The organism is Enterococcus malodoratus (genome assembly GCF_027659535.1).
Lineage (GTDB): Bacteria > Bacillota > Bacilli > Lactobacillales > Enterococcaceae > Enterococcus_A > Enterococcus_A malodoratus.
This window is the reverse complement of record NZ_JAQDPG010000001.1, coordinates 213404-238498: the sequence shown is the minus strand read 5'-3', so window position 1 is coordinate 238498 and position 25095 is coordinate 213404. Positions and strand designations below refer to the sequence as shown.

The following is a 25095-nucleotide window of genomic DNA, read 5'->3' as shown; positions in this document are numbered from 1 at the left end:
CTATTTCAAATCCTTATCGTTGCCCATTTTGTAACCCGCTTCTTTGTTCAATTCAAAACGATCCTTCAAACCAGAAGTTACATACACTTTATCGTCACGCGTGACAAAGATCGCCTCCGTGTCCTTCAACTCTTCGACATATTTCAAGCCGTCTTTGACTCCCATTGAAAAGACTGCGGTGGACAGTCCGTCGCCATCGATCGATTTTTTAGAGACGATCGTTACGCCGGCGATGTCATTGTCGAAGGGATAACCGGTCTTTGGATTAAACAGATGATGATACGTCTTTCCATCTGCTTCCAAGTAACGTTCATAAATCCCCGAAGTTACTAACGACATATTGCTCTCAGGAACACTTCCCAACACCACGTTACGTGCTTGATTTGGATCTTGAATTCCTACAGTCCAGTCTTCATCTTGATCACCGCGGGGACTGTGTCCCATCACAAAAACATTTCCGCCAAGGTCAATAATCGCGGTCGTTACATCATTTTCTTTCAAGACTTTCACGACTTCATCGGTAATGTAGCCTTTAGCAATCGCGCCCAAATCTAATTTCATCCCTGCTTGTTTCAAATAGACCGTCTTTTCAGCGTCATTAAATTCCACGTCATGATAATTCACCAATTTCAAGGCCTGATCAATCTCACTTTGTGCCGGTTTACGGGCATCAGGAAAACCAATTCGCCATAATGATGTAATCGAACCGATCGCCATATCGAAGCCGCCTTTGGAATCCTGACTATATTTATAAGCTTCCTTCAATAAATAGTACATATCATTTGTTACTTTGACGGGTTTTATCCCTGCCTGTTTATTGATTTCATCGATTTCTGACCCCTCTTGGTTAACGGTGATCTTATCAGCCAATTCCTTCACTCGATTAAAGGCCGGCTTCAACGCGCTCTTCTTGCCATCATCGTAAATACGAATTTGGACATATGTACCCATTAAAAACTGTTTATCTTCATAAGGCTTTTCGTTTATTTTCGGTTGACTGCTGCCGCAAGCCGTTAAAATGATTGCAATTAAACCAAAAAATAATACTAGTATGCGCTTCTTCACGTAACTACTTCCTTTATCTATTCAATATTTTTTTCACCTTATCATAGCGTTTTTCTGACAACTTTACCACGCCGATTTTTTAAATAGTAGACCTGCTGTATGATCAGACTAATAACGCATCCTTGACAAAAAGGGTCTGTGACTGATCTGCCACAAACCCTTCAAACATTCCGTCATGTACCGGAATTATTTTTTAGTTACGATATTGTCCACTTGAATGGCAGTAGTGTTTCCTTTTTCAGCTGCGTTCACTAATTGTGCAGCATACGTTTGGAATGCGTGTGAAGAATGAGTCGCACCTGTCACAACTTCAACGTCAGCAGGAGCACCTTTTTCAACTAAGCCTTTGTTTAATTGTTCAATGTATTCTTTTGGACCTACACCGCTTTTAGCCTTCATGTTCTTTTCATAATCCGCGTCATCTTTTTTAGATTTACCATCTTTGTCGATCATGTCGAAGTTAGATTCAGTGATTTTTCCGCCAGCAACAGTCAAGCTAAACACTGTGCGGTAGCCGTTAGAATAGTTCTTTTCTTCTAATTTATACGTACCGTCTTTCAATGCTGCGCCGTTGTCGATTTCAATCGTGTTCGTATCGCCTGCTTGAGCAGCTTGAACTAATTGTTGTGAGTAATTTTTGAAGTTTTCACTTGAATGCGTTGCACCCGTAACAACTTCTACTGCATCTGGATTTTGCGTTTGTTCTAATGATTTATTCAATGCTGGAATGTATTCTTTTGGACCAGTTTTGGTTTTTTCTTTCATGCTTTTTTCGTATTCAGCATCTTTTTGTTTAGATTTCCCATCTTCATTCAGGTAATCATAATTTGATTTCGTAATTTTTCCGTCTTTAACCGTCATATCAAAAACAACCCGATAACCGTGATCGTAATTCTTTTCTTCTAATTTATAAGTGCCGTCTTTTAAATCGCCGCCCGCTTCTTTTTCTGCTGGCTTGACTGCTTCAGAAGAGCTCGCTGAAGAACTTGATGAGGCTTCCTTGTCATTATTTCCGCCACAAGCTGCTAAAGCCACTGTTGAAAATGCCACAACCGCAAACCCGGATACTATTTTTTTCATTTTCATGATTTAACTCCACCTTTTTCTTTTTTTGTGATTCATTAAACAAGAATCATTCTAAATCAAATGGCGAAACAGAAGATTGTCGTTGTGGGTGCAGGGTATGCAGGTGTTGCAGCAACGAAATTCATGGCCAAAAAGTTAAAAAAAGACGACGTTGAGATCACCTTGATCGATCGTCACTCTTACCATACAATGATGACCGAATTACACGAAGTGGCTGGTGGACGGGTTGAACCCGAAGCTGTGCAATATGACCTACAGCGTCTATTTGCACGAAAGAAAAACGTTTCACTCGTAACGGATACGGTTATCGGCATCGATAAAGAGAAAAAAATCGTCAAAACCAAATTAGGAAAGTATCCTTTTGATCAATTGATCATCGGTATGGGCGGCGAACCTAACGATTTCGGTACTCCCGGTGTTAAGGAACACGGATTTACCTTATGGTCGATGGAAGATGCGATCAAGATCAGAAAACATATCGAAGATACCGTAGCTAAGGCGGCGCTTGAACCAGATGAAGCGATTCGCCGTGCGATGCTGACCTTTGTCGTCTGCGGTTCTGGCTTCACTGGAATCGAAATGATCGGTGAATTGATGGAATGGAAAGATGTTCTGGCGAAGGAACATAAGTTGCGTCCTGAAGAGTTTTCTTTAATGGTCGTGGAAGCCCTTCCGACTATTTTGAATATGCTAGATCGCAAAGATGCCGAAAAAGCCGAACGCTTCATGATGAAAAAAGGCATCCAGCTGACAAAAGGATCTCCCATCACACAAGTAACCGCAGATCATATCGTCTTAAAAGACGGTTCGCAAATTCCAACGAACACGTTGATTTGGACTGCTGGTGTTAAGGGTACGACTGATGCAGCCGACTTCGGATTAGAATCTGCACGCGGTCAGCGTCTGTACGCGAATGAATACATGCAGGCTAAGGGTTACGAAGACAAAGATATCTACATTGTTGGTGATTTAGTCCATTACGAAGAAAATGGCGATGGCAAACCAACGCCGCAAATCGTTCAAGCTGCGGAACAAACGGCTCACACTGCCGCAGCAAATATTGTCGCAAAAATCAAAAATACGCAAAAGCATGAGTTCAAGAGCAACTACCAAGGATTTATGGTTTCTATCGGTTCTAAATGGGGTGTTGCCAACTTAATGGACAAAGTTCACTTGGCCGGCTTCATGGCAATCGTGATGAAACACATCGTCAATTTGAAATACTTCTTTGATATGCGTTCTGGCTATTATATGTTCCAATACATGATGCACGAATTCTTCCATATCAAAAACGATCGCAATGTGACACGCGGACACTCTTCTCGTTACGGAAACGTTTTGTGGAGCGTTCCATTACGTGTCTTCTACGGTTCAATGTGGCTGATCGAAGCCTCGAAAAAAGTGGTTGGCGATGGCAGTTATTTGAATCCAAGCTCTTGGTTTGGCAGCGGCTCATGGTTTACTGATAAAGTCGTCTTCCCTTTCCCTTGGCTGCAAGAACAAGTCACAACGGGTGCATCTGCGGCGGGGGCTCATGCAGCCGAAGCAACGACGGCGGCAACTGGCGCTGCTGGCGGAGCAACGGATGCTGTAGCCGCTACCGCTACGCAAGCAACACATTTTGGTTTCAACTATACCTTTGGTGAAAATCCAATGCCGGTCTTTGAAAAAATGCCTCACTGGTTCGCAAAAATCATGGAATTCATGATGCCGAATAAAGATGTTGCTTTATTCATGCAAAAATTCATGACCTTTGTTGAAATCGGAATCGCGTTGGCCTTGATTTTTGGCCTATTTACTTGGTTAGCCAATGCTGCTACGATCGGTTTAGTTATCGCCTTCTGTCTATCAGGCATGTTCTACTGGGTGAACATTTGGTTCGTACCCGTTGCTTTTGCTTTGATGAACGGTTCAGGTCGTGCTCTGGGACTTGATCGCTGGGTGATTCCTTGGATTCAGCGTACCGCTGGCAAATGGTGGTATGGAGCGCCAAGATCGATTTACGGAAAAAACAGTTCGAACTAATTTTTATCACTAGTAAAAGAAAGTTCTAAGGGGCTTACCTATCCTCTTTAGAACTTTCTTTATGTTATGATAAGGAAAGCTTCATTAACTCGTTCGCTTAGCTAGATATCAAGAAAAAGGAGTGGAAGTATTGAAACTGAAGGATTTCGCAAAGAATAGCCTGCTGCGGCCATGGGACGGCATTATCGTTTTAATCCTAGTTCTACTCTCCTTTGCTCCAGTTGTGGTCTTCAGTCTCAATCGTGCGACTAGCCCTACACAAGAGGCGGTTCTTTCAGTCGACGGGAAGAAAATCAAAACCTTCGATCTCACGGACAGCTCTCAGGCCTATACCTATCGCTACGAAGACGTAGATGGCGACTATAATTTAATCGAAGTCAAAGGCAAACGAATTCGTATTAAGGAAGCGGATTGCGGCGATCAAATCTGTGTACGACGCGGATGGATCGATCAGTCTGGCGAAACGATTGTTTGTCTGCCGCATAAATTATTAATCGAAATAAAATCCTCAGACGGAGGGGAACCCGGCAGTGTCATTTATTAGCTGCTTTCATTATGAATAAAACACAAAAGTTGATTTACATAGCACTCTTAGTGGCCCAAGGGGTTATCCTGGGTTTAATCGAGAATATGTTTCCATCGCCTTTCGCCTTTGCGCCAGGTGCAAAACTCGGACTCGCCAATCTGATTACGATCGTGGCCCTCTTTACGATGCCAAAAAGAGACAGCTTTCGCTTAATTTGGATGCGTCTGATTTTGACGACCCTTTTAGGCGGGACCATCTCGACATTTTTATATAGTATGAGCGGTTCAATGCTGAGCTATTTTGGAATGCTTTTAGTTAAAAGCCTTGGGCCTAAGCGCGTCAGCATCATAGGGATTAGCGCGGCCGGCGGTTTTCTTCATAATGTCGGTCAACTCTTAGTCGCTAGCTGGATTGCGCAATCCTGGACAGTCATGCTCTACTTGCCTGTCATGTCTTTCTTTGGCATTCTTGCGGGAATCGTGATCGGTATTGCAGGAAATTACCTGCTGGTTCATGTACGGGCGCTGCAAAAGTTCCAGCTGGATTATGAACTGACAAAGAAATCTAAATAAGGATCAGGAGGCTATCCGAAATGAAACTTCATCCTATGTGGCAAGACTATCCTGATCTTGCTAAACAATTAACTACCACACTGCAATTAATGGAAAATGTTGTCAAATTAAAAAATAAAAACGTTGAGTCGGCCGTTTTGGACATGATCCATGCTGGCGGAAAACTTTTACGCCCGGCCTATCAGCTATTATTCGCGCAATTCGGAGCCGATCAAGACGAAAAAAGAGCCACTTCGCTAGCGGCTTCCATCGAAATGCTGCATACCGCTACCTTGATTCATGACGATATCGTTGATGAATCTGAATTGCGCCGCGGTCTGCCGACGATTCGTTCCGCTTTTGGCAATGACACCGCTGTTTATGCGGGAGATTACTTATTTATTTGCTGTTTCAAGTTATTATCCGATTACGCGACTTCATTAAAAAGTCTGCAGCTGAATTCTCGCAGCATGGAGAAAATTTTAGACGGCGAACTCGGTCAGATGGATGATCGCTACAAACTTGATCAAACGATTGATGAGTATTTGGAAAATATCTCAGGCAAGACCGCGGAGCTGTTCGCCTTGAGTTGTTTTGTCGGTGCTTTTGAAAGCGGCAATAGCGAACGTTTCGCAAAGAAAGCCGGGACCATCGGACACAATATCGGTATCGCTTTTCAAATAATGGATGATCTGCTGGATTATCAGGCCGATGCCGCGATGCTCGGTAAACCCGTTTTAGAAGATGTGCGGCAAGGAGTCTATTCACTCCCTTTGATTTATGCTCTTAATCAAGACAATCAACTGCTGCGGCCTTACTTGGAAAAGAAAAAGAATATGACTGACGAAGACACCCGGCAAGTTCAACGACTGGTTCATCAATTAGGCGGCGTGACCTACGCTCAGCAATTGGCGGCAGAATATACCGAACAGGCCCTCAAAGATATTCGCAAATTACCGGATAACTATTTTGACACAAAAGAAAAACTTGAACGCTTGACGAGTCAAATTTTATTACGCAAAAGCTGATACTAAAAAAACGACCAACAATTTGTTTGGTCGTTTTTTTTATTTATAAAATTATTTTTCGACTAATCCCAGACTCATACCGATAATCAGAATAACCAGTACGATGATCGTGATCGCCACATATAAATAGTCTTTTTCTTTCGCAAAAGCGAAGATGGATACGACTACTCGCAAGACTGGCGTTAGAATCAGACAAAAAAGTCCCAACATGATGAAGGCTTGCCCGTCCAATTGCATCAAGCCTTGAAAAATCAGCGGCAAACTATTCGGTGCTTGCGCTGTGCTTGGTTGAAAGAACAATAAAATCATACCAATCAGAATAATCGTCGCCGAAACAATCACGCCAATCCGCAAAATATAGCCGATCGACCGTTCGATTTTCAGAATCTCTGCTTTTTCTTTGTCTTCCATTAGATTATCACCCCGAATCCGCGCAGTACCATTTGAATTCCCATAAACAATAAAATCGGAATAAAAATCAGTCGAATAACAATTGGTTTCAAGCGCTGCATAATCCGGGAGCCAATCGCTGCGCCGACTAAAACACCTAAAGCTAGAGGTGCCGCAATTTGCGGTAAGATCGCTCCGCTGAAAAAGTAGACCGTCGCAGAAGCCGCTGCGGTGACCCCCATCATTAAATTACTGGTGGCACTTGAAGGCTTCAACGGCATTTTCATGATTGTGTCCATTGCCGTCACTTTGAATACCCCACTACCGATTCCCAGCAGCCCCGAGGCGATCCCTGCACCAAACATCATCGCAAAACCACCCGGTACTTTTTCGACTTGATAATCGATCTGCTCCTCTAAAACTTTATCATAGTAAGAACCATTCAGTTTCAATTTATCTGCCAGCGAATCCTCTGTTGCCTTTTTAACTTGCTTATTCGCTTTCCCGCGTAATTTTTGGATCATATTGCTGACTGAAAAAAGTAAAAATCCGCCGAATAAGATAAATAGAAAACCGGTCGGCACCACCCCTGAAAGCAGCGCCCCAACAATCGCTCCGATTGTCGTCGCGATTTCCAAAAACATCGCCACACGCAGATTCAGCATGTCGTCTTTCAAATAAGCGATCGTCGCGCCTGAACTCGTCGCAATGACGCAAACAATACTTGCGGCAATTGCATATTTGATATCCAGGCCCATAATCAACGTCAAAAAAGGCGTCAAAATAATTCCTCCGCCGATCCCTAAGATCGATCCTAAAATACCGGCCAATACACCGGTCACTAATAATAACCCTATCTGACTAAGCATAACTTCCCGCCCTTTCTGTTGCCATTATAGCGCAACTTTGTAAATAGTCAGATTATTTAGCGGTTGGATTAATTATTCCACTGAATGATTTAATCAAACATTGACGGCTTTGATAAACAGTTCTCATCAATTACCTGCTAATTTTTTGCTACATTCAATTGTTTATGCAGGATCGTCTCTACACGATCCACCTCTTCCTGTGGAATTCGCTGATAAGATATCCCGTCTTGTCCGGTTATTCCATCGCCAGTGAACCCTTCGCCTTGAACCTGCTGACTATCGATTTTTGTGAGACAAGAATGATAACCTGTCATGATTTTTTGCATTTGATCAAACGTCAAATCAGTCTTGCCGTTCTCGCCGATTCCGTCCAAAATCTTTTGGTAGCTAAACAAACTTTTAGTCGACAGCATTTTAGCAATCAGCAGTTCCATGACCTCACGCTGTCTGCCTTGGCGACCATAATCTCCGGTTGGGTCTTCGTATCGCATACGAGAATACTGCAACGCCTCCCAGCCATTCAAATGCTGTTTGCCCTTAGGATAATCGATTCCCTCCGCCGAAAATGCAAAATCATTATCGACCGTTACGCCACCAACCGCGTCAACCAATGTCTGTAATCCATCCATATTTACGGATACATAGTGATGGATCGGTATGTCCAAGAATTTTTCAACAGTGTCCATAATCATCTCAGGTCCGCCGATTGAATGAGCGTGGTTGATTTTATCCTGATAATCCGCGCCAACAATCTCCACGAAGGAATCCCGCGGAATACTCACCAAAGTGGTTTTCTTTGTTTGATTATTCAAGGTCGCCACCATAATCGTATTTGCCCGAAAATCTGTTTTTCGTTTTGCGTCATTGGCGATCCCTAAAATTAAAATACTCATAGGTTCTGAAGCTTCCGGAGATTTTAGTTTATTTTTTCGTTCAACCGGTGCATACATGGAATCCGCCATTTTTTGCGAACTGTGATAAAACTTTAGTGCAAAAACACTTATACCTGAAACCAGCACCACTAAAAATGCCAAACCGCTTAATAACATTTTTTGCCAAGAAAAAATTGACGCTCTTCGTCTCCTTCTTAAACCAATGGTATTCGGTTTCAAGTAGGGATAAAATAGGCCAGCACTGCCAAAGGTCAGACCGAAACCAAGGAATAATCCCGCTAAAACGTCACTGCTGTAATGCACACCTAAATAAATTCTGCCGCCGGTAATGATGATCAATGACAGGACTAATAAAATTTTTACTAGCGCCGGCATTTTTTTCTCACTAAAGGAATAAAGCAAGATCACCGAACAGATAAACGTCGCGATCAGCACAGAATGTCCACTAGGAAAACTATACGAGGAACGCGCAATATATTGAAGCTGGTCGGGACGTGCTCGCTGGATCAATTGTTTTAGCACAAATCCCGCTCCGCTCACACACAATAAATTGCCAAATAGCCAAATCACCCAAGTCCGCTGATGGACCCGCAATAAAAAGATTGCCAAAATACTAAAAATAATGATCATTGGACCGATCGTAGCCAATTTTGCTGTGGCCCCTGCAAAAGCGGTTAAATAAAAAATGTTCGGCAATCGATTTTGGATGAAAATGCCATCAAGGCCTTTCAGCCAATGGGCATCCATCGTTACAGCAATTGTCAGTATCAGCAGTCCAAAAAGCGCCCCGCCGCTGGCAATAAATAGTTTTTTTCGCATAATTATCCTCGTTTCTTCCACACTATTTTTCAAAATGAACTTGTTTTTTCTTTGAACCCCATCATGACTCCCAAACCAATGCCTAAAACAATCAGAGAGGTTCCCCCTTGACTCAAAATCGGCAAAGGAATCCCAGTTAAGGGCAAAACGCCAATCGCGGCTCCGATATTTTCGAAAATTTGAAACAACAAGCCAAAAACGAAGGCCACCGCCACGTAAAGATTTGCCTTATTATTCGTTTTTATCGCGGCCGAAAGAATCTGGTAAAACAGATAGAAATAAAGAAAGATCACAATCGTTCCGCCGATAAAACCAAAGCTTTCGCCAATCACCGTAAAAATCATGTCGGATTCTCGCACAGGTACATAAACCGCGGCCTGATCTGCGCCCCGACCAGTCAGCCCGCCTGATCCAATAGCGTACAAACTTTGAACCTGCTGGTAAGCAATCGAATCTTGGTATTGAAAAGGATCGACCCAAGCTCGAACACGATCCAATTGATAGGTTTTGAAATGCATCCCATAAAGCAGCTGATTGCCCCACTTGCTAAATACTAAAACCAGCAGCAGGCTTCCAATTGCCGCCCCGCTTCCGGTGATCACAGCAAGGATCTTCCAATGAACACCCGAAATAACAAACAAGGCACCTAAAATCGCGATAAAAACCAGACTAGTTCCAAAATCCCGCTGCATGAACATCAATAAAAAGGTCGGCAAACTATAAAGCGCGATTTTTCCAAGAAAGTAGAGATCGCTTTTCAAACTTCGCTGCCGACAGCGCATTTCATTGACTACTGTCAACCGCACCATAAAAAGTGTAAAACTCAGCTTCATTAGCTCCGAAGGTTGAAAAGAAAAGCTGCCGATGCGCAACCAGCGTTTCGTACTGGTCACAGAATACATGGCAGGATCATAAAACCAATACAAAAGTGCCATTACGCCTAGTGAAAGCACATAAAATAAAGGCGCATACTTCAATAGAGTCGCTGTTTTTATTTTACTGACTATCATCATCGCGACCAATGAGAGGACACAAAAAATGATTTGTTTCGTCACGACATTTTTTACATCGACCCCATCCAGCTCAGCCGCCATTGATTGCACGCCGATACTGATCAGATAAAAGAGCAGGATCGGTAAAAACAAAGCATAATTAAAATCATTGTTTAAGCGTTTCAACATGTGGTCGAACCTCCGAAGAAAATTTTAGGCAGACGCCTAAGGCCACTGAGAGCAGCAGGTAGCTCGTGCCCCCATAACTGATAAACGGCAATGGGACCCCCGTCATAGGAATCAGCCCTAGAATACTCGCAATGTTGATACTCGTCTGAATCAGCAATAAGGTTCCGACCCCGAAATAAACCAAACTCACCTGCTGGCTTGGTTCTTTGGCAGCCAGAACAAATAGACGAAGTGCGATCACAAAGAGCAGCGCCAGCACAATAAGTCCGACAATCACACCGAGCTCCTCGATCAAAATCGAATACACAAAATCCGTTTCTGCAACAGGCAGATAGCCCTTTTTAGTGATGCTGTTGCCCAATCCGCGACCAAAAAATCCGCCGTTATAGAGGGCGTAATAGGAATTGCTCATTTGAAATCCTTTGCCATAAGGATCTAAAAAAGGATCTCTAACCAAGCGAATCCGATCATAGGTATGAGCAAACAGTTCAGGCAAAAGAGAATGACTTCCCAAAAAAAGAATGATCCCTCCTGCCAGTGCAATTCCTAGAAAAATAGCCAAAAAGAGGATCACGGTCAGCTGATACGGAAGCTGAGCCGTTGTAATAATCACTAGCGCAACGATCCAGAGAATGATCGCCCCCGTAACCTTCGGCTGCAATAAGATCAGCAGGCCGCTTAGAAAAACCAGCACACTTGGCGTGATCAGCTCGTGCCGAGATCGCTTCTTCCGAAAAAAATAAGCCAAGTAGAAAATCAACGCGACATTCGTTACTTCCGAAGGTTGAAACTGGATGCCGAATAACGATACCCATCTTTGAGCGCCATTGATACTCACACCACTTATTTTTACCAGCAACAGACTGAATAACCCAATGCCCAATAAAATCTTGACGGGTCTTCCCTTCAGCAAAACATCGCTTTTGACGCGATAGATCACTGCGATGACCAGCCAGCTGAGCACCATAAAAATGGCCTGCTTGCTGAATAACGACAATGGATTTTCTCCAGCTGCCATTAAGCGGTATGAACTCGCACTGAAGACAATTAAAAGACCGATTAAGCTAGTCCCTAAATAGGGCAACAACAATAGCCAATCGATCTGTTTTCTTTTCATCATGTTCATCTCTCCCCTTCATCAAGCAACTGTTCGAGACGAGAGAGTCCACTGTAAATAACCTCAAAAAAAAGACACCAAACGTTAGCAAAAAGAACTAACAAGTTTGGCGTCTCACACAATCTCATCGTCTGAGTTTTAGCACTAAACAACGTAAAGAAATTACTCTTAGCTATTTTATGAAAAGCCTTAATCCGACAATTCCTATTTTACACATTGGCGTCTTTCGACGTTTCTGCGCAATAGCCTATGTTTGTTTAGGAGCCTCACCTAACAAGTTTACTTATATTTACTTTCACAACGAATACTACTTATTTTGCCATTAAATATCAAAACCTTTCGTAAATAATCCTAATTTCTTTAATTTTGCTTATAAAACAGTTTATGAAAAATTTACTAGACTAAACGTTTCCTTAATAGAAGCTTCTAATTCACTTTCCAGAGTGGTTATCATACAATAACAACCAGATAGATATCATGTAAGGAGCGACTCGAAATGACCGAAAATGTCTTTGAAAAAATGGCAGAAAGATACGATACTGCCGAACGAAAGAGTTTAGCACAAATTATTACGAAAGAAATTGAACCTGAATTTCACGGAAAAATCATGGATTATGGCAGCGGAACGGGACTGGTCAGTTTACCCTTAGCTCACCGAGCAGAAGAATTGATCCTCGTCGACGCCGCTGAAAATATGCTGGCTGTTGCCGAACATAAAATTCAACAACAGCGATTGACCAATGCGCGCGTGCTGCATGCCGACTTTACAGACGGAGCACCCAAAATATCTGTTGATACAATCATGATGTCTTTAGTACTGCTGCATATTCCCGATACGAAAAAAATTTTAACTGAATTATTTGAGCTTCTACCCAACGGCGGTAAATTACTGATCGTGGACTTCATGAAAAATTCCAGTGTGAGCCACCCGAAAGTTCACAGCGGTTTTGATCCGGCGGAATTGACCAGCCTATTAAAAACTATCGGTTTTTCTAAAGTAAACATCCATGACTTTTATCATGGTGAAAAAATCTTCATGAACCAAGCGGCTGATCTTTTCCTGGCAACCTGTTATAAATAAAATTCTTCCCTCTAAACTTTTAAAAGTTTAGAGGTTTTTTATTAAAAGATGAACAAAAATGTTCAAAATAATAAATTAAAAAAATAAAACTTGAACAGTTTAAAACTAAAAACAGTTTTATTATTTACTAGCTATATTATATTTATAAAGGAGTTATATTTGTGAAGAAAAGTTTATATATATTACTTGCCCACTCTATGGTATTAGGTACTTTTTCAGGCCTGCCATTAAAAAGTGCGGCGGAAGCAACGACTGATACTGCTGAACCCACCCAGTCGACCGCTTCTGATACGTCGTCTCCCGCTTATTCAACAGACAGCACTGTGCCTTCAACAGCAAGTTCTGTCATAAATTCGGATACCACACTTTCAACTAGTACGCCTTCGACGACTGAAAGCTCGGTTACTAGTTCGCAAGCAACAACAAGTTCAACGACGAACATGCCAGAAACACGAGCTTCAACTATAGCAGATTGGATGCCAGATCCAGTCTTGCAGCAGATCGTCGCAAAGGCCATCGGCAAGACAAAAGAAACCTTGACTCAAGAGGATATGCCAAAAGTCACTAGTTTATATATTCAAAATGCTGATAATGCAATCGCTAGTTTAAAAGGGTTAGAATTAGCTACAAATCTTGAATTTTTTTATATGAATTCCAATAATCAAATCACTGATTTCTCGTTATTGACTGCTCTGCCGAAATTGAAGCAAGTCTATCTGATGGGATCGAATGTCACGGATCAAAACGTTCCGAATTTCGGTGCTGGACTCACTCGTCTAAATCTATCTGGCACTAGTGTCACGGATAGTGTTTACGATAAAATCATTAAAATGACTGATTTGGAATCCTTAACTTTCGAATCGAATATGAAGATTACCACAATTGAACCGGTCACTGCACTGACCAAGCTCAATGAACTGCGCGTACAATTTTGCGGAATCACTGATTTCAAACCAATCAATCACATGCCCGCTCTTACTCAATTAGCAGCCTTTGGACAAAACACTGGCAGGAATGATCCAGCTACCGCAATCAATGCCAAAAATTTGAACTATAATGAAGAGCAGCAAACAATCTTTGTTCCCTTTTCAATCATGCCGAATCGAATGGTTAATTTTGATGGCTACATTCCACCCTTCAGTACTTCCAATAGTGACAGTCAAACGTATTTTGATTTCAACGGCGAACAGCTGCCGAGCAGTCGCTTAGCTATCACGGATGAAGGAATTACAGTTTCAGGTGTAACACAGGAAGAATTTAATCAGCTGAAAACCTTTAAGTACAATGCACGGTTGAATAACCCCGCTGGAACTTACCAAACGCCGGAAAGGTTCACTTTTTACGCCATTTCGTCCGGCACCTATTTGCATCAGTTTGACGTTCAGCACACGATCGAGTCGCCAGGTGTGACCGTCAAATATGTCGATGAAGCAGGCGATCCAATCCATCCAGAACAAAAAATCACTGGCAATGTGGATAAGGATTACGATGCAACAACTGAAGAATATCAGTTAGAAATTCCTGGATACTCCTTAGATAAAGATCAATTGCCGTCAAATATGATCGGTACGTTGACCGCCGATCCGCAAACGGTTACCTATGTTTACAAACGAAACGCTGTTATTCTGAAGGCGCACGATTCAACGATCACTGTCGGTGATGAATGGTCGGCGAAAGATAATTTCGATGGCGGCACTGATCCCAATGGGAATCCCATTACGATTGACGACGTTAAAGCCGTTGATGATGTCAATAATAAAAAGGTCGGAAAATATGAAGTTACCTATTCCTACAGCCGCGTTCCTAACAGAAGCTGGTCGGGCGATCAAGCTACCGCGACGGCAACAGTAACAGTCATTGATAAGGCCGAAGTAAAACCTGTCACAATCAAATACGTCGATTCAACTGGCAAAGAAATCCATAAGAAACAAGTTGAAACGGGTAAACTTGGTGAATCCTTTGATTTTTCTGATGAAAAGTACCAGCCAACTATCAAGGGGTATATCTTAGACAAAGATCAGCTTCCTAAAAATGCTAAAGGCAAATTTAGTGATCAAGCGCAAACAATAACTTACGTCTACAAAGCTGAAACGGCACCAACGACCGATACAACTACTAGCAGTGATTCAACGTCAACTACTGATACTAGCGCAACCGCTGAATCCACAACGACAGATTCAACAAATGCTGCTGGAAATATCGTAGACGGCAATTCAACTAAGAAACCCGGCAACCCTGCTGCAGCTGGTACACACACAACAACTCGCAAGCTGCCAAAAACTGGTGAAACAATCACGCCAAGTTATCTTATCGCAGGAATCGGCATGCTGATTCTATCAAGTATCTTATTGATTTTTAACCGTCGAAAAGCGAAATAAAAAAAATCCATCTAGCCGATTCAGCTAGATGGATTTTTTATATATTGTTTTCCAACCATGCTTGATAAAAATCTAATTGTTCCTGTGTGTGAAAAAAATGCTCCCCTGCTTCGAAAACCGTCAGAGAACATTGGGGCGCTTCAGAAAACCTTTCAATAGTTGCCCTTGTGGTCAAATTGTCTTTCCCGCCGTAAAGAATCTTTGTCGGAATCGTCCAGTTGATCGGATGAGCTGCAACATAAGTGTAATACTCCCAATCCAATGTTTTAAAGGGTGTCTCGATTTGTTTTTCTCGTTGCAGATCCTCTGGTGTCAGACCTGACCATTTCAACATATTTTCGATCAATTCTCGCATATCAACGATTGGCGACAAGAAAAAGCTTTGATCAATTTTCTTATTTTGACAAGCCATCATTGCGAAATAGGCCCCGATGCTGCAGCCAAATAATGAAATACTTTCTGCCTGCCGCCCTATCTCAACTAGTATTTTATCCGCGTCTGCTGTGACATTTTGCGGATTCAGTGGATAGTCCTCCGCTTTTCGATCCCCATGTTCTGGCAGGTCGAAGCTCCAAACTTGATAGCCCTTTTTTGTTGCTGTTTCCGCCAAAATTTGGATCACAGTATCCTCTTTATAGGATTGATCGCCGTGAAAGGCCAAGATTACCTTTTTACTCGACTCACCCCAACAGATAACTGGAATTCCTTGAATTTTCTTTGACTCTTTTTTCATTTTTTAGCCCTCCACAATTTGCAGGCCCAAACCTGCCGCGATAATCATCGCTTGATAGGAATCGACTTTCAAACCTTTCAGCTGCTCCATCGAAAAAGCGATCTTACTAAATTGATTGGTCGTAAAATCCAGGCCAGACAAGTTGGTCCGCATCCAATTACTATTATCCAACTCATTATTTTTCAAAAAGAGATGCTTCCAAGTCACTTCAAAAAATTCGCTATCGCCTAATTGACAGTTTTCAAAAGCTACATTTTTCAAGTTTGTCGCACTAAAGGAACCAAAACTGATCAGACAGTCTTGAAACTGGCAATCTCGCAAATAGCTCTCCGCAAAATTACAGCCCGTCAATTTGCAGTTTTCAAAAACAACTTGATGGAAACTCCCGCCGATCCATTCAAGATTGGAAAAATCGCAATTCTTAAAAATTACATTACTAGCCTCAAAGCGAACCAGTTTTGAACGCTGCATCGTGACTTTTTCTAAGATCGAACGACGCAATACCAGATTTTCACAAGTCAAATAGCTGTAGTCAAAATCAATGCCGTGAACCTCTTCAATAATGGCTTCGTCTTCCAGATAAAAATCTTCAGAAAAATTTTTAGGTAGAATCGGTGGTGCCGGATAATTTTTGATCATTGCCTTACTCCTTGTATAGTCATATATTTTATTTTTCATCCCGCTGTCGATCATTCCTCTGAACCTAAGGAATGTCTAAATTTTCTGATCTTACTCAAAAAAACCGACAGCCTAATAAATTATTCATGTTCTCAGTTTCCCATAAACGCTACAAATTCTCTAGCCCTAAATGACTTTTCTATCCGATAGAGGCTGAAAAGAGCTTTTTGTTTTGAAGAATGATAAAATCTAGCAATGAGGTGAATCTATGAACAATAAAATCAAAGAATGGCTGCCCGTAGTCATTCTCATAGTACTAATTTTTCTTGCCAGGATGTTTGTTTTTTCTCCAGTAAGAGTCGAAGGCCATTCCATGGACCCGACGCTGCATGACAAACAACGATTGATTACGTCTAAAATATCCAATTTAGAGAGGCAAGATATTATTACGACGAAAGAACCTGATGACACAAATCTTTATGTGGTGAAACGGATTATCGGCCTGCCCGGTGATCATGTGGTGATGAAAGATAACGTTCTAACGATCAATGGAAAGAAATATGCGGAGCCGTATCTGGATGAGTTTAAAGAGAAATTCAAAAAAGATAAGCTTGCTGATGAATATTCCTACAGTACCGCGTTCCAAGAACAGGCAGCAAATGCCACCAGCTTTACGACTGATTTTGATGTGACCGTTCCTAAAAATCAGTATTTTGTTTTAGGTGACAACCGGTTGATTTCCAAAGACAGCCGCATCTTCGGCTTCGTCAACAAATCATTGATCCAAGGAAAAGTGCTCTTGCGTTTCTGGCCATTAAACGAATTCAAAATATTCTAAGCAAAAAGCCGCGACGCTTCCCGCCGCGGCTTTTTTGTTTTTCTCGTTACTTAATGATTTTTTGAGAAAGAATTTTCTTAGGATTCAATACTTCTACATGATGGATCTGTTCGATCTCCAGATGCAGCATCCCGCGTTCCTCCTCGTTCAAATATATTCGTTCTTCTCGTTGTCCAACGATTTTTCCCACAAGGTCATCTAAGAAATTCCCTTCGCTGTCCAAAGCCTCCAATTGAATAGCAATCCGCTTATTTTGCAGATACGCCCTTTGCAGGGTCTCGCCGATTTCTTCAACGGTCATTTGTTCCTTTTCATCATTAATCCGATTGCGTTCTTTGGACTCTTTATCCAGCACCGCAGTATGATCTGATAAATAAAACCCGATCCATTTCATCATCCCGCGATCCTGATACACCCGCTTGGCGTCCATAAATAGTTGTTCCGCACTTTCATCATCATAAATCATGATTAATCCATCCCTTCCATTCCGCCCGCATGACCGCCGACCAACCCAGCTCGCTTGATTGCGGTTGCTCCTTCATTTAACGAATGAGCACGGACGATCGACGTGAACTTGTAGCGGCTGCGAATTTGCGCAATGACCTCATCAATTTTCTCTTCTTTGATCGTCTGCTGCGGATCTTCAAACAGATTTAGCTGCAGGTTTCCTGCTGGCCGCAAGGAAGAAACAGTAATGGAAATATTTCGCACTTCCGAATGATCCCAATATTTTTCAAACAATGAAAATGCAACACGCGTCAGCTCTCTTGCTTGGTGGGTTGGCGGAATCTTCACCTGATGATGAAAACCGCCGCGCTTTCCGCTGCCGAAATAAGCATAAGCCATTCCCAAATGCAGCGTTCCGCCCAAAACATCCGCCTTGCGCAAACGTTGAGCGACCTGTTCGCAAATTTCAGCCACAACGGTCAAAATATCCGCCTTATGCGCATAATTTCTCGGTAAAACTTGGGAGTTTCCAATCGATTTTTCCTTAGTAGGGTACAAATCTTTTTGCGACAAAACAGAACGATCGATTCCCCAAGCATGCATATAATGCTGCATGCCCATTACACCAAAATGGTTCTTCAAAACAAAAGGATCTGTGTGAGCCAAATCTCCCATCGTTTTCATCCCCATCATTTGATACCGGCGTTCCATTCGACTGCCGATTCCGCAAAAATCACTCAAACGAAGCGGCCAAATTTTTGCTGGGACATCCTGATAGTGCCATTGAGCAAAGCGCTCTTTCTCATGCTTCGCTTCATTATCCATCGCGATTTTCGCTAATAGAGGATTGTCCCCCATCCCCAACGACGTATAAATACCAAGCTTATCAATAATTTCAGCCTGAATTTTTTTACCCACTTCTGCCGAGCTGGCACCAAATAAATTCCAGCTGTGAGTCAAATCACCAAATTGTTCATCGATGCTATATGTATGAATATCTTCTTCTGCCATATACGAACGAAAAATTTCTTGGATGCGCATGTGGTATTGAATATAGAGCGTCATCCGCGGCGGCACGATTTTAAGGTCAGGATGATTGGGAATTTCAAAGCCGCGACTGACATTACTGATGCCTAAAACCTCTTTCGCTTTCGGACTTGCAGCCAGAACCAATCCTGCGTTCTCTCGATCGCCGCTCATTACGACTAATAATGTTTCTAGCGGATGCCAACCATGCTCAATACATTCAACGCTGGCATAAAAACTTTTGGAATCCATACAAAAAATATCTCTAACGGGCTCTCCTTCGTAAACATTCATCAAAACCACCTCCTAAAATACAAACATATGTTCGCTTTTAGTTTAAGTTTATTCTGATTTTTTGTCAATCATTTACGCATAAAGATCTGACGAGAAAAGCAGCAAAAAAAAACTGTCCTAAGCCTTCAACACTTAGGACAGTTTCATTAAGTAAAGCTATGCTACTTTTTTACAAAAATTGCCTCCAAAACACTATAAAAGATTCCTGCCATGACAAAAATCATCCAGCTGTAGCCCCATGAATGCGTCAAGAACGACCAGCTAAAGTAAATCATCACAATAATTGGCCAGTAAACACGTTCCAGCAAATGCTTCGTACGTGCTGAATCGCCGTACTTTTCCTGCATTGCATTTGGTCCCAGCGTATCTTCATCTGCAATAAAATATTTTTCCTTGATAAATTTATCAAAGCTGCTGAAAATGATACTGCCGTAAATAATCAAGAATACCCCGATTGCCAAAAAGAAGAACATAACCGGAATACCGTATTCCGCATACGTAAACATTTGGAAAAAGAAGATCGGCGAAACACTCAATACACACAAACAAATACCAAATACTAAACTCACTTGAAAACTTTTTTGATACCCTTGTTTTAATTTTTGCGCTTCTTTATTTAAATCAACCGAAACATAGCGGTCATTCAAGGCTAAGCCATTTTTCGAAAATTGCATCCCATTATAAATAATGATCCCGACACTGATCGCTATGATAATGAAGAATAGTAAAAAGCCCATCATTTCAGCCCCACGTGTGCTTAGTCCAATCAATGTTCCAACCGCTAACAAACAGCCGCTGATTCCTAGGCTCAAGCCCTTTGCGTCTCTCTTGCGACCCATTAAATATTGAATCATTTCTTCTTCTTCAATCGCGTTATCTGGTTCCTTTTCACGCGTCGCAAATTCTAATTCTTCTCGTAATTCGTCGACAGAACCAAATTCACTGATAACCTGTCCAATCGCTTCGTGTTCACTTTTTCCCTCGTCTAATAATGCCAAATAATGATCTTCCATAATCGTCAAAATCTCTTGCTTTGCTCGTTGCACTTCTTTCGTATTGGGAAATTCGAGAAACAATGTCTCAACATAATTTTTAATCGTATCCATTTTTTACCCTTCTTTCATAAATCGGTTCACTACTTTTTTAGTTTGCTGCCACTCATCCCGTTTCTCTTCTAAAAAAGTTAGACCTTTATCTGTAATCTGATAATAAGTTCGCTTTTTTCCATGAGTAACTTCTCCCGGATAAGATCGGATATAGCCATTTTTCTCCAAACGATTAAACGCGGAATAGAGTGTCGTCTCCTTGATAATATAGACTTCTTCACTCACATCACGAATTTTTTGGGAAACAGCATAACCATACGAATCCCCATCCTTCAGTACGGACAAGATGATGACATCATTGTAGCCGCGAATTCCATCGCTCGAAATCATTTTGCCACCTCCTGAAATTACTTCATCTGTCGTTGTAATCATTGTACGACAATTACTACGACAGGTAAAGTAAAATATTTCAGAATTATTGAAAAAATGTTTCTAGTGTGTCAAAATCAACAACGGAAAGCTATTCGGTTGCTTTTTACTTTGTCTGCTCCAAAGTCTTAAATAATAAGCAGGCCTGATCTAAAGGTAAAAAACAGCTTCAACGATCAACGGACTCATTTTCATGATTTTTGGAAAATAAGTTCTTTAAATAGAAAGAGGAAGTACAATCCATGAAAAAAATCGCAATTATTGGCGGCGGCATTATTGGTATGACGCTGGCAAATTATTTAGACCCAACAAAATATCAGGTAACAGTGTTTGACGAACCGACCGGACAAGCAACTAAAGCCAGTGCCGGAATCATTTCTCCCTGGCTTTCAAAACGCCGAAACCAACAATGGTATCGGCTGGCCAAAGACGGCGCAGCCTTTTTCCCAAAATTGATCCAAGATTTCCATCTGGATCATACCATCTATCAGCGATCTGGCACGCTCCTCTTACGTCCAGAAAAACAATTGGATGAACTTTTAGCATTAGCGGAAGAACGAAAAAAGGAAGCCCCAGAAATTGGTCAAATCACCCTACTGTCTGGCGAACAAACACAACAGGAACTGCCGTTGTTAAAACCTTTCTCCGCTCTAAAAATCAGCGGCGGCGGTCGTTTAGATGGCAAAGCCTATTTACTCTGGATGCGTAAAAAAGCGGAAGAAAAAGGTGTGGACTTTGTTTCTCAACGTGTTCAGTTAGCGAATGTTCAAACCGTCATCGCTGGAGAAACAAAAAAAACTTTCGATCAACTTATTTTGACTGTCGGTCCGCATTTAAAAGAACTGCTGACTCCCTTAGGTTACCAAGTAGATTTGCGTCCGCAAAAAGGACAACTTTTAGTTTTCCAAACGACCTTTAAAAATAGCGGAGACTTCCCCGTCGCCATGCTGGACGGCGAAGCGGATTTGATCCCCTTCTTGGATGGAAAAATTTTGTTGGGAGCGACACACGAAAATGACGCCGCTTGGGATTTGGCAGAAACTCAAGAAGCTTTTGATCAGCTTACGCAGGGGGCTCGTCGTTTCCTTGCTGATCCAGAAAAACTATTAGCGGCTCCTGCTCATTACCGTGTCGGAACTCGCGCATATACCTCTGACTTCGCTCCGTTTTTCGGTCAATTGAATGATCAACTGCTCGTCGCTAGCGGATTAGGTTCCTCTGGTTTGACGACTGGACCATATATCGGTTATTTGCTGGCTCACTATTTAAATACCGGCGCAGAAAATTGGCAAGACTATCAAAAAGAATTGTCGAATTATATTCGCTGATACTAGCAAGCCGCAAAAAAAGACGCTGGAATCCTCTTGAGATTCCAGCGTCTTTGCTTACATCGGTCTTAAATTTTTTTCCAAACGATCCATCATCCAAGCCAAACGTTTTGCACGTCCAGCCTCCGTTTTGGCATCAAGATAGGCTCGCGTATAGGTCTTTTTAACTGATGGCGGCATATTTTCAAAATTTCTCGCGGCCTCAGCATTTTCCTTTAACAGTATCGCTACTTCCAAGATCTGCTCCTCAGTAATCGCTGATGGCTTTGCAGCATTGTCCCACTGTCCATTTTTCTTCGCCTCAGCGATCTTTTCCCGTCCGAGTTCAGTCATCAACTCTTGTTGTTCCAGCTTCGCAACGATTTTTTTGTTTTTCTCAGACCATTTGCTGTTCTTACGGCGAGGAGCAAAATATTTGATATACGCCTGCTCATCGAGTTTTTTCATCACACCGTCGATCCAACCAAAGCACAATGCTTCTTCCAATGCTTCTCCAGCTTTGACTGTTTTGAGTTCCTTCGTTTTTCCGAACTTCAGCCACACACCTCCGCTAGTTTGAGCATTTTCTGTGAGCCAAGTTCGAAAATCATCGCGCGTTTCAAAAAGTAAGTTATCATCCATATTATTTATCTAATCCTAACACAACTGGTGTTGACCTAAAGCCGATCCCCATGCGGTCAATTCCCATATCGATCAATCTTAAGAAATCCTCCCGCGTACGAATACCGCCGCTGCCTTTGATCTTGATCCGGCCTTTGCATTGATCCATCATGATCTGAATCACTTCCGGCGCCGCCCCTTTGCCTTCATAGCCGGTAAGAAATCCCGTACTTGTCTTAACGAAATCGGCATTCGCCGCGATCGCACATTCACATGCTTGGCGAATTTGTTCCTCATTTAATGTATCGGTCTCAAAAATGACCTTCACTGCAGTTCCGTGAGCATGACAGGTTTCAACGATCACTAAAAGTTCTTTCATGACGTCATCATATTTTCCGCTGCGAATCCAACCAAAATTTGCGACAATATCCAATTCATCAATATCTTCCCGCTGGCAATAGGTCTCAGCTTGCAAAACTTTGGACGGAGTTGTACTGGTCCCGAAAGGAAAATCACAAACGACACAAATCTTTGTATCTGTGCCCTTAGTCAGCTCCGCTGCAATGTCTAGCGAAGACGGGTTGACACAAACGGTCGCACAATGATAATCGATCCCCTCTTGGATGTATTGGCGAATCTCGGCTTCAGTGAAATCAGGCTTCAACACCGACTGATCAATATAAGCACCTAATTCTTCAACAGTCATCTCACTCGCTTTTTTCATAGTTGGATCCCTCCTATTTGGTCTTCAACGCGCCTGCCTTTTCCTAGTTGCAACAAAAGTGATCCCATTCACAAATAAAATCCGGCATCTCAGGTATTTTACAAAAAAATGCCCTACACTTCTTAAATTAAGTATAGGGTATCCGTTTCTCTTTGTAAACGCTCACTTCATCAGGTGGCGCGATTAACGATTGCCTGCTTTTCCAGCTTCTGTTTCAATTCATTTAGCGAGACATTTTTAAAATCCTCATTTTTCATTCGCTTGCGATAAGTCGTCGCCGTTTCTCCGGTCAGTTTTTTAAACATTCGACTAAAAACAACTAAACTATTAAATCCCACTTGTTCCGCGACATGCTCAACAGATTCATCAGTCATGGAAAGCAGAAAGGCGGCACGATTGATCCGCACACCTAAAATGTAATCTCTAATACTAATAGCCATATGATTGCGAAAGACCCGCGATAAGTGGCTGCGATTGACCGCTAAGTGCTGCGCGATCCCTTCCACAGTTAATTGATCCGCATAATGCGACTCAATGTATTCCACCGTTTCTACTGCTAAAGGCGAATAAATTTTTTGCTCGCCTAAATGAATTTTCCCACCATCAGCCAAAAGAGCCGCTAAAAAACGATAGGTCAGCTCATTCAAATGCAATTCATTCTCTAGTGTCTCCTCCGCGAAAGGAAGACATGCCAAAATCACATCGATGTATTTTTGAATATCTGAAGAAATCATCGTATATTGATCGTCTTTAAACTGAGAATGACGAATAATCTCATCAGCAGCCGAACCGCCAAACGACAGCCAGCAATACATCCACGGCTCTTCCCCATCAGCCAAGTAAAAGGTGGAATCCCCCGGTCGGATCAAGAACAGGTCGCCTTTTTTTAAATGATACTGCTGATTTTTTACTTGGTAGGTTCCCTTGCCTTCCATCACAATATGCAAAATATAATTTTGCCGAATCGCCGGTCCAAAGGAGTGAAACGGCAGCGTTTTTGAAATCCCGCAAAAATCAAAATGAAGATCAGTTTTCAATTGATGTTGTTCTTTTTTTAAAAAGATCGTCTGTTCCATCAGCTCTTCCTCCAGCCTGATTTTTCATTTTAAATTATACATGAAATCAACTCAGAATACCGCGTAATCGCTGCGAATCCAATTATTTTCAATAATCAAAAAAATTGCGCGATCAGTTAATTTTTGTTTCAATAATGATAGTTTAAGTAACGAACCAGACATATTGACTGATTCGCTGCAATCGTTCTCTTCCGTCAGTTTTCTGAAACAAATAAAATAAGCTGGTTTATTTAAAAAAGAAGCGTATAGTTCACGATAGCAAAAAAACTCACACGAGGAGCAAGATCATGGATAAAATATTGAATAAACAAGTTTCATTTAAAAATATCGGCATCGCCACCGCCATCCTAATAGCTGGTTTGGCTATTTTACTTTTTGGCCCAGGCTACCTTGGATTTTTCTCGGTTGCAGCGACTAGTTTGATTGCGCTGCTTATCGTTTATCCTAAGAAGTCCGTTCAAGCGATTTTCGGAAAACCGCTTCATCCAGTAAAAATCATCATTGGTTACTTTCTGCTTAATTGGCTCGTCAGCATCGTCGTTTCGCTTCTATTGAATTATGGTTTGGGCTGGCATCTGCAAGGCAATCCGATCAATGATAATCCAAACTGGTTGTTGCTTTTTACCATTCCAATCATGCTTATGGGTGAAGAGCTGCTTTCGATCTATTTCTTAAGTATTTTTTCTAGTAAATTCTCATTGCCCATCGCCAGCCTTCTGTCTGCACTCATTTTCGGATTGATTCACTATTCGACCTACAATGATGGGAATGTTCTTCACACCTTGGCCCATATCCTGCTCATTCAAGGAGTCGCACGATTAATTTTTAATCGTGCCGCAATCAAAACCAATTCGATCTGGACTAGCTGGATCATTCATGTCTTATTTGATTTTAGTACGATTTTATTGGTGCTATTTCAGCACTGAT

General features: G+C 41.9%; 25 protein-coding genes and 1 riboswitch. Of the genes, 9 read left to right on the top strand and 16 right to left on the bottom strand.

The genetic code is table 11. The features are described 5' to 3' along the window. Nucleotides 1–1065 carry an FAD:protein FMN transferase gene (locus PGP85_RS01220; protein WP_270325601.1) on the bottom strand — a complete coding sequence of 355 codons (1065 nt, stop codon included), beginning with the start codon at nucleotides 1063–1065 and terminating at the stop codon, nucleotides 1–3. Nucleotides 1066–1251: 186 nt separating this feature from the next. Next, nucleotides 1252–2151: an extracellular electron transfer flavoprotein PplA gene (gene pplA / locus PGP85_RS01215; RefSeq protein ID WP_270325600.1), complete on the bottom strand. Its 900-nt coding sequence runs from the start codon at nucleotides 2149–2151 to the stop codon at nucleotides 1252–1254. A gap of 60 nt (nucleotides 2152–2211) precedes the next feature. On the opposite strand from pplA, the gene PGP85_RS01210 reads away from it, so the two are divergent. From PGP85_RS01210 to PGP85_RS01195, 4 genes are all read left to right on the top strand, one after another. Beyond that, a complete protein-coding gene (locus PGP85_RS01210; protein ID WP_270325599.1) occupies nucleotides 2212–4176 on the top strand; it encodes an FAD-dependent oxidoreductase in 1965 nt (654 codons plus the stop codon). A 130-nt stretch (nucleotides 4177–4306) separates the two neighbouring features. Further along, complete coding sequence (locus tag PGP85_RS01205) at nucleotides 4307–4720, top strand: NusG domain II-containing protein (RefSeq protein WP_270325598.1); 414 nt, start codon at nucleotides 4307–4309, stop codon at nucleotides 4718–4720. 11 nt (nucleotides 4721–4731) lie between these two features. Next, a complete protein-coding gene (locus PGP85_RS01200; protein ID WP_270325597.1) occupies nucleotides 4732–5274 on the top strand; it encodes a Gx transporter family protein in 543 nt (180 codons plus the stop codon). A 20-nt stretch (nucleotides 5275–5294) separates the two neighbouring features. Then, nucleotides 5295–6281, top strand: coding sequence for a polyprenyl synthetase family protein (locus PGP85_RS01195; protein WP_270325596.1), 987 nt, complete (start codon nucleotides 5295–5297; stop codon nucleotides 6279–6281). A gap of 51 nt (nucleotides 6282–6332) precedes the next feature. Here PGP85_RS01195 and PGP85_RS01190 read toward each other — a convergent pair whose 3' ends face one another. From PGP85_RS01190 to PGP85_RS01170, 5 genes are all read right to left on the bottom strand, one after another. Next, on the bottom strand, nucleotides 6333–6692 hold the full coding sequence (locus PGP85_RS01190) for a DUF1634 domain-containing protein (protein WP_010741987.1): 360 nt from the start codon (nucleotides 6690–6692) through the stop codon (nucleotides 6333–6335). After that, nucleotides 6692–7540, bottom strand: coding sequence for a sulfite exporter TauE/SafE family protein (locus PGP85_RS01185; protein WP_270325595.1), 849 nt, complete (start codon nucleotides 7538–7540; stop codon nucleotides 6692–6694). Before PGP85_RS01185 ends, PGP85_RS01190 begins: the two co-directional genes overlap by 1 nt. Nucleotides 7541–7677: 137 nt before the next feature. Continuing rightward, on the bottom strand, nucleotides 7678–9252 hold the full coding sequence (locus PGP85_RS01180; protein ID WP_270325594.1) for a phosphatase PAP2/LCP family protein: 1575 nt from the start codon (nucleotides 9250–9252) through the stop codon (nucleotides 7678–7680). A 29-nt stretch (nucleotides 9253–9281) separates the two neighbouring features. Then, a complete protein-coding gene (locus tag PGP85_RS01175; protein WP_010741984.1) occupies nucleotides 9282–10433 on the bottom strand; it encodes an FtsW/RodA/SpoVE family cell cycle protein in 1152 nt (383 codons plus the stop codon). Then, nucleotides 10411–11553, bottom strand: coding sequence for an FtsW/RodA/SpoVE family cell cycle protein (locus PGP85_RS01170; protein WP_270325593.1), 1143 nt, complete (start codon nucleotides 11551–11553; stop codon nucleotides 10411–10413). The genes PGP85_RS01175 and PGP85_RS01170 overlap by 23 nt, the downstream gene beginning before the upstream one ends. A 113-nt stretch (nucleotides 11554–11666) precedes the next feature. Next, nucleotides 11667–11835: riboswitch (M-box (ykoK) riboswitch) on the bottom strand. A gap of 211 nt (nucleotides 11836–12046) precedes the next feature. Between PGP85_RS01170 and PGP85_RS01165 the strand changes: the two genes are divergently transcribed. Together PGP85_RS01165 and PGP85_RS01160 are read left to right on the top strand one after the other, a co-directional pair. Further along, nucleotides 12047–12631 (top strand): class I SAM-dependent methyltransferase, encoded by a 585-nt coding sequence (locus tag PGP85_RS01165; RefSeq protein ID WP_270325592.1) that lies wholly within the window; start codon nucleotides 12047–12049, stop codon nucleotides 12629–12631. A gap of 161 nt (nucleotides 12632–12792) precedes the next feature. Further along, entirely contained in the window at nucleotides 12793–15009 is a 2217-nt protein-coding gene (locus tag PGP85_RS01160) for a MucBP domain-containing protein (protein WP_010741981.1), read from the top strand. Between the two features lie 37 nt (nucleotides 15010–15046). Here PGP85_RS01160 and PGP85_RS01155 read toward each other — a convergent pair whose 3' ends face one another. Then, on the bottom strand, nucleotides 15047–15742 hold the full coding sequence (locus PGP85_RS01155; RefSeq protein WP_010741980.1) for an alpha/beta hydrolase: 696 nt from the start codon (nucleotides 15740–15742) through the stop codon (nucleotides 15047–15049). A 3-nt stretch (nucleotides 15743–15745) separates the two neighbouring features. Beyond that, complete coding sequence (locus tag PGP85_RS01150; RefSeq protein ID WP_010741979.1) at nucleotides 15746–16381, bottom strand: pentapeptide repeat-containing protein; 636 nt, start codon at nucleotides 16379–16381, stop codon at nucleotides 15746–15748. 247 nt (nucleotides 16382–16628) lie between these two features. On the opposite strand from PGP85_RS01150, the gene lepB reads away from it, so the two are divergent. Then, nucleotides 16629–17198, top strand: a complete 570-nt coding sequence (lepB, locus tag PGP85_RS01145) for a signal peptidase I (protein ID WP_010741978.1) — start codon at nucleotides 16629–16631, stop codon at nucleotides 17196–17198. A 46-nt stretch (nucleotides 17199–17244) separates the two neighbouring features. On the opposite strand, the gene PGP85_RS01140 is transcribed toward lepB, so the two are convergent. The 4 genes from PGP85_RS01140 to PGP85_RS01125 form a co-directional block, all read right to left on the bottom strand. Continuing rightward, nucleotides 17245–17664, bottom strand: coding sequence for a hypothetical protein (locus PGP85_RS01140; protein ID WP_010741977.1), 420 nt, complete (start codon nucleotides 17662–17664; stop codon nucleotides 17245–17247). 2 nt (nucleotides 17665–17666) lie between these two features. Beyond that, nucleotides 17667–18965, bottom strand: a complete 1299-nt coding sequence (locus tag PGP85_RS01135; RefSeq protein ID WP_010741976.1) for a Y-family DNA polymerase — start codon at nucleotides 18963–18965, stop codon at nucleotides 17667–17669. 161 nt (nucleotides 18966–19126) lie between these two features. Further along, nucleotides 19127–20071 carry a permease prefix domain 1-containing protein gene (locus PGP85_RS01130; RefSeq protein ID WP_010741975.1) on the bottom strand — a complete coding sequence of 315 codons (945 nt, stop codon included), beginning with the start codon at nucleotides 20069–20071 and terminating at the stop codon, nucleotides 19127–19129. A gap of 3 nt (nucleotides 20072–20074) precedes the next feature. Further along, nucleotides 20075–20401 carry a PadR family transcriptional regulator gene (locus PGP85_RS01125; protein ID WP_010741974.1) on the bottom strand — a complete coding sequence of 109 codons (327 nt, stop codon included), beginning with the start codon at nucleotides 20399–20401 and terminating at the stop codon, nucleotides 20075–20077. Nucleotides 20402–20682: 281 nt separating this feature from the next. On the opposite strand from PGP85_RS01125, the gene PGP85_RS01120 reads away from it, so the two are divergent. Continuing rightward, nucleotides 20683–21768 carry an NAD(P)/FAD-dependent oxidoreductase gene (locus PGP85_RS01120; protein WP_270325591.1) on the top strand — a complete coding sequence of 362 codons (1086 nt, stop codon included), beginning with the start codon at nucleotides 20683–20685 and terminating at the stop codon, nucleotides 21766–21768. A 57-nt stretch (nucleotides 21769–21825) separates the two neighbouring features. On the opposite strand, the gene PGP85_RS01115 is transcribed toward PGP85_RS01120, so the two are convergent. The 3 genes from PGP85_RS01115 to PGP85_RS01105 all read right to left on the bottom strand — a co-directional run bounded on the left by PGP85_RS01115 (nucleotide 21826) and on the right by PGP85_RS01105 (nucleotide 24168). Then, complete coding sequence (locus PGP85_RS01115; RefSeq protein ID WP_090406558.1) at nucleotides 21826–22389, bottom strand: YdeI/OmpD-associated family protein; 564 nt, start codon at nucleotides 22387–22389, stop codon at nucleotides 21826–21828. 1 nt (nucleotide 22390) lies between these two features. After that, nucleotides 22391–23092 (bottom strand): deoxyribose-phosphate aldolase, encoded by a 702-nt coding sequence (deoC, locus tag PGP85_RS01110; RefSeq protein ID WP_270325590.1) that lies wholly within the window; start codon nucleotides 23090–23092, stop codon nucleotides 22391–22393. Nucleotides 23093–23262: 170 nt separating this feature from the next. Then, the gene (locus tag PGP85_RS01105; protein WP_010741970.1) at nucleotides 23263–24168 is read right to left on the bottom strand and encodes an AraC family transcriptional regulator; all 906 of its coding nucleotides are present in this window, start codon (nucleotides 24166–24168) and stop codon (nucleotides 23263–23265) included. Between the two features lie 287 nt (nucleotides 24169–24455). Here PGP85_RS01105 and PGP85_RS01100 point away from each other — a divergent pair, with 287 nt between their 5' ends. Further along, a complete protein-coding gene (locus PGP85_RS01100) occupies nucleotides 24456–25094 on the top strand; it encodes a CPBP family intramembrane glutamic endopeptidase (RefSeq protein ID WP_270325589.1) in 639 nt (212 codons plus the stop codon). The last annotated feature ends 1 nt before the right edge of the window (nucleotide 25095 follow it).

Bases quoted from the DNA above. Each gene is read 5' to 3' on its own strand.
- PGP85_RS01100 (WP_270325589.1), top strand. From the start codon at position 24,456: ATGGATAAAATATTGAATAAACAAGTTTCATTTAAAAATATCGGCATC.
- PGP85_RS01135 (WP_010741976.1), bottom strand. From the start codon at position 18,965: ATGAATGTTTACGAAGGAGAGCCCGTTAGAGATATTTTTTGTATGGAT.
- PGP85_RS01185 (WP_270325595.1), bottom strand. From the start codon at position 7,540: ATGCTTAGTCAGATAGGGTTATTATTAGTGACCGGTGTATTGGCCGGT.
- PGP85_RS01210 (WP_270325599.1), top strand. From the start codon at position 2,212: ATGGCGAAACAGAAGATTGTCGTTGTGGGTGCAGGGTATGCAGGTGTT.
- PGP85_RS01105 (WP_010741970.1), bottom strand. From the start codon at position 24,168: ATGGAACAGACGATCTTTTTAAAAAAAGAACAACATCAATTGAAAACT.
- PGP85_RS01195 (WP_270325596.1), top strand. From the start codon at position 5,295: ATGAAACTTCATCCTATGTGGCAAGACTATCCTGATCTTGCTAAACAA.
- PGP85_RS01130 (WP_010741975.1), bottom strand. From the start codon at position 20,071: ATGGATACGATTAAAAATTATGTTGAGACATTGTTTCTCGAATTTCCC.
- PGP85_RS01190 (WP_010741987.1), bottom strand. From the start codon at position 6,692: ATGGAAGACAAAGAAAAAGCAGAGATTCTGAAAATCGAACGGTCGATC.
- PGP85_RS01200 (WP_270325597.1), top strand. From the start codon at position 4,732: ATGAATAAAACACAAAAGTTGATTTACATAGCACTCTTAGTGGCCCAA.
- PGP85_RS01165 (WP_270325592.1), top strand. From the start codon at position 12,047: ATGACCGAAAATGTCTTTGAAAAAATGGCAGAAAGATACGATACTGCC.
- PGP85_RS01120 (WP_270325591.1), top strand. From the start codon at position 20,683: ATGAAAAAAATCGCAATTATTGGCGGCGGCATTATTGGTATGACGCTG.
- PGP85_RS01180 (WP_270325594.1), bottom strand. From the start codon at position 9,252: ATGCGAAAAAAACTATTTATTGCCAGCGGCGGGGCGCTTTTTGGACTG.
- PGP85_RS01175 (WP_010741984.1), bottom strand. From the start codon at position 10,433: ATGTTGAAACGCTTAAACAATGATTTTAATTATGCTTTGTTTTTACCG.
- PGP85_RS01115 (WP_090406558.1), bottom strand. From the start codon at position 22,389: ATGGATGATAACTTACTTTTTGAAACGCGCGATGATTTTCGAACTTGG.
- PGP85_RS01170 (WP_270325593.1), bottom strand. From the start codon at position 11,553: ATGATGAAAAGAAAACAGATCGATTGGCTATTGTTGTTGCCCTATTTA.
- PGP85_RS01150 (WP_010741979.1), bottom strand. From the start codon at position 16,381: ATGATCAAAAATTATCCGGCACCACCGATTCTACCTAAAAATTTTTCT.
- PGP85_RS01140 (WP_010741977.1), bottom strand. From the start codon at position 17,664: ATGATTTATGATGATGAAAGTGCGGAACAACTATTTATGGACGCCAAG.
- PGP85_RS01125 (WP_010741974.1), bottom strand. From the start codon at position 20,401: ATGATTTCGAGCGATGGAATTCGCGGCTACAATGATGTCATCATCTTG.
- lepB (WP_010741978.1), top strand. From the start codon at position 16,629: ATGAACAATAAAATCAAAGAATGGCTGCCCGTAGTCATTCTCATAGTA.
- deoC (WP_270325590.1), bottom strand. From the start codon at position 23,092: ATGAAAAAAGCGAGTGAGATGACTGTTGAAGAATTAGGTGCTTATATT.
- pplA (WP_270325600.1), bottom strand. From the start codon at position 2,151: ATGAAAATGAAAAAAATAGTATCCGGGTTTGCGGTTGTGGCATTTTCA.
- PGP85_RS01155 (WP_010741980.1), bottom strand. From the start codon at position 15,742: ATGAAAAAAGAGTCAAAGAAAATTCAAGGAATTCCAGTTATCTGTTGG.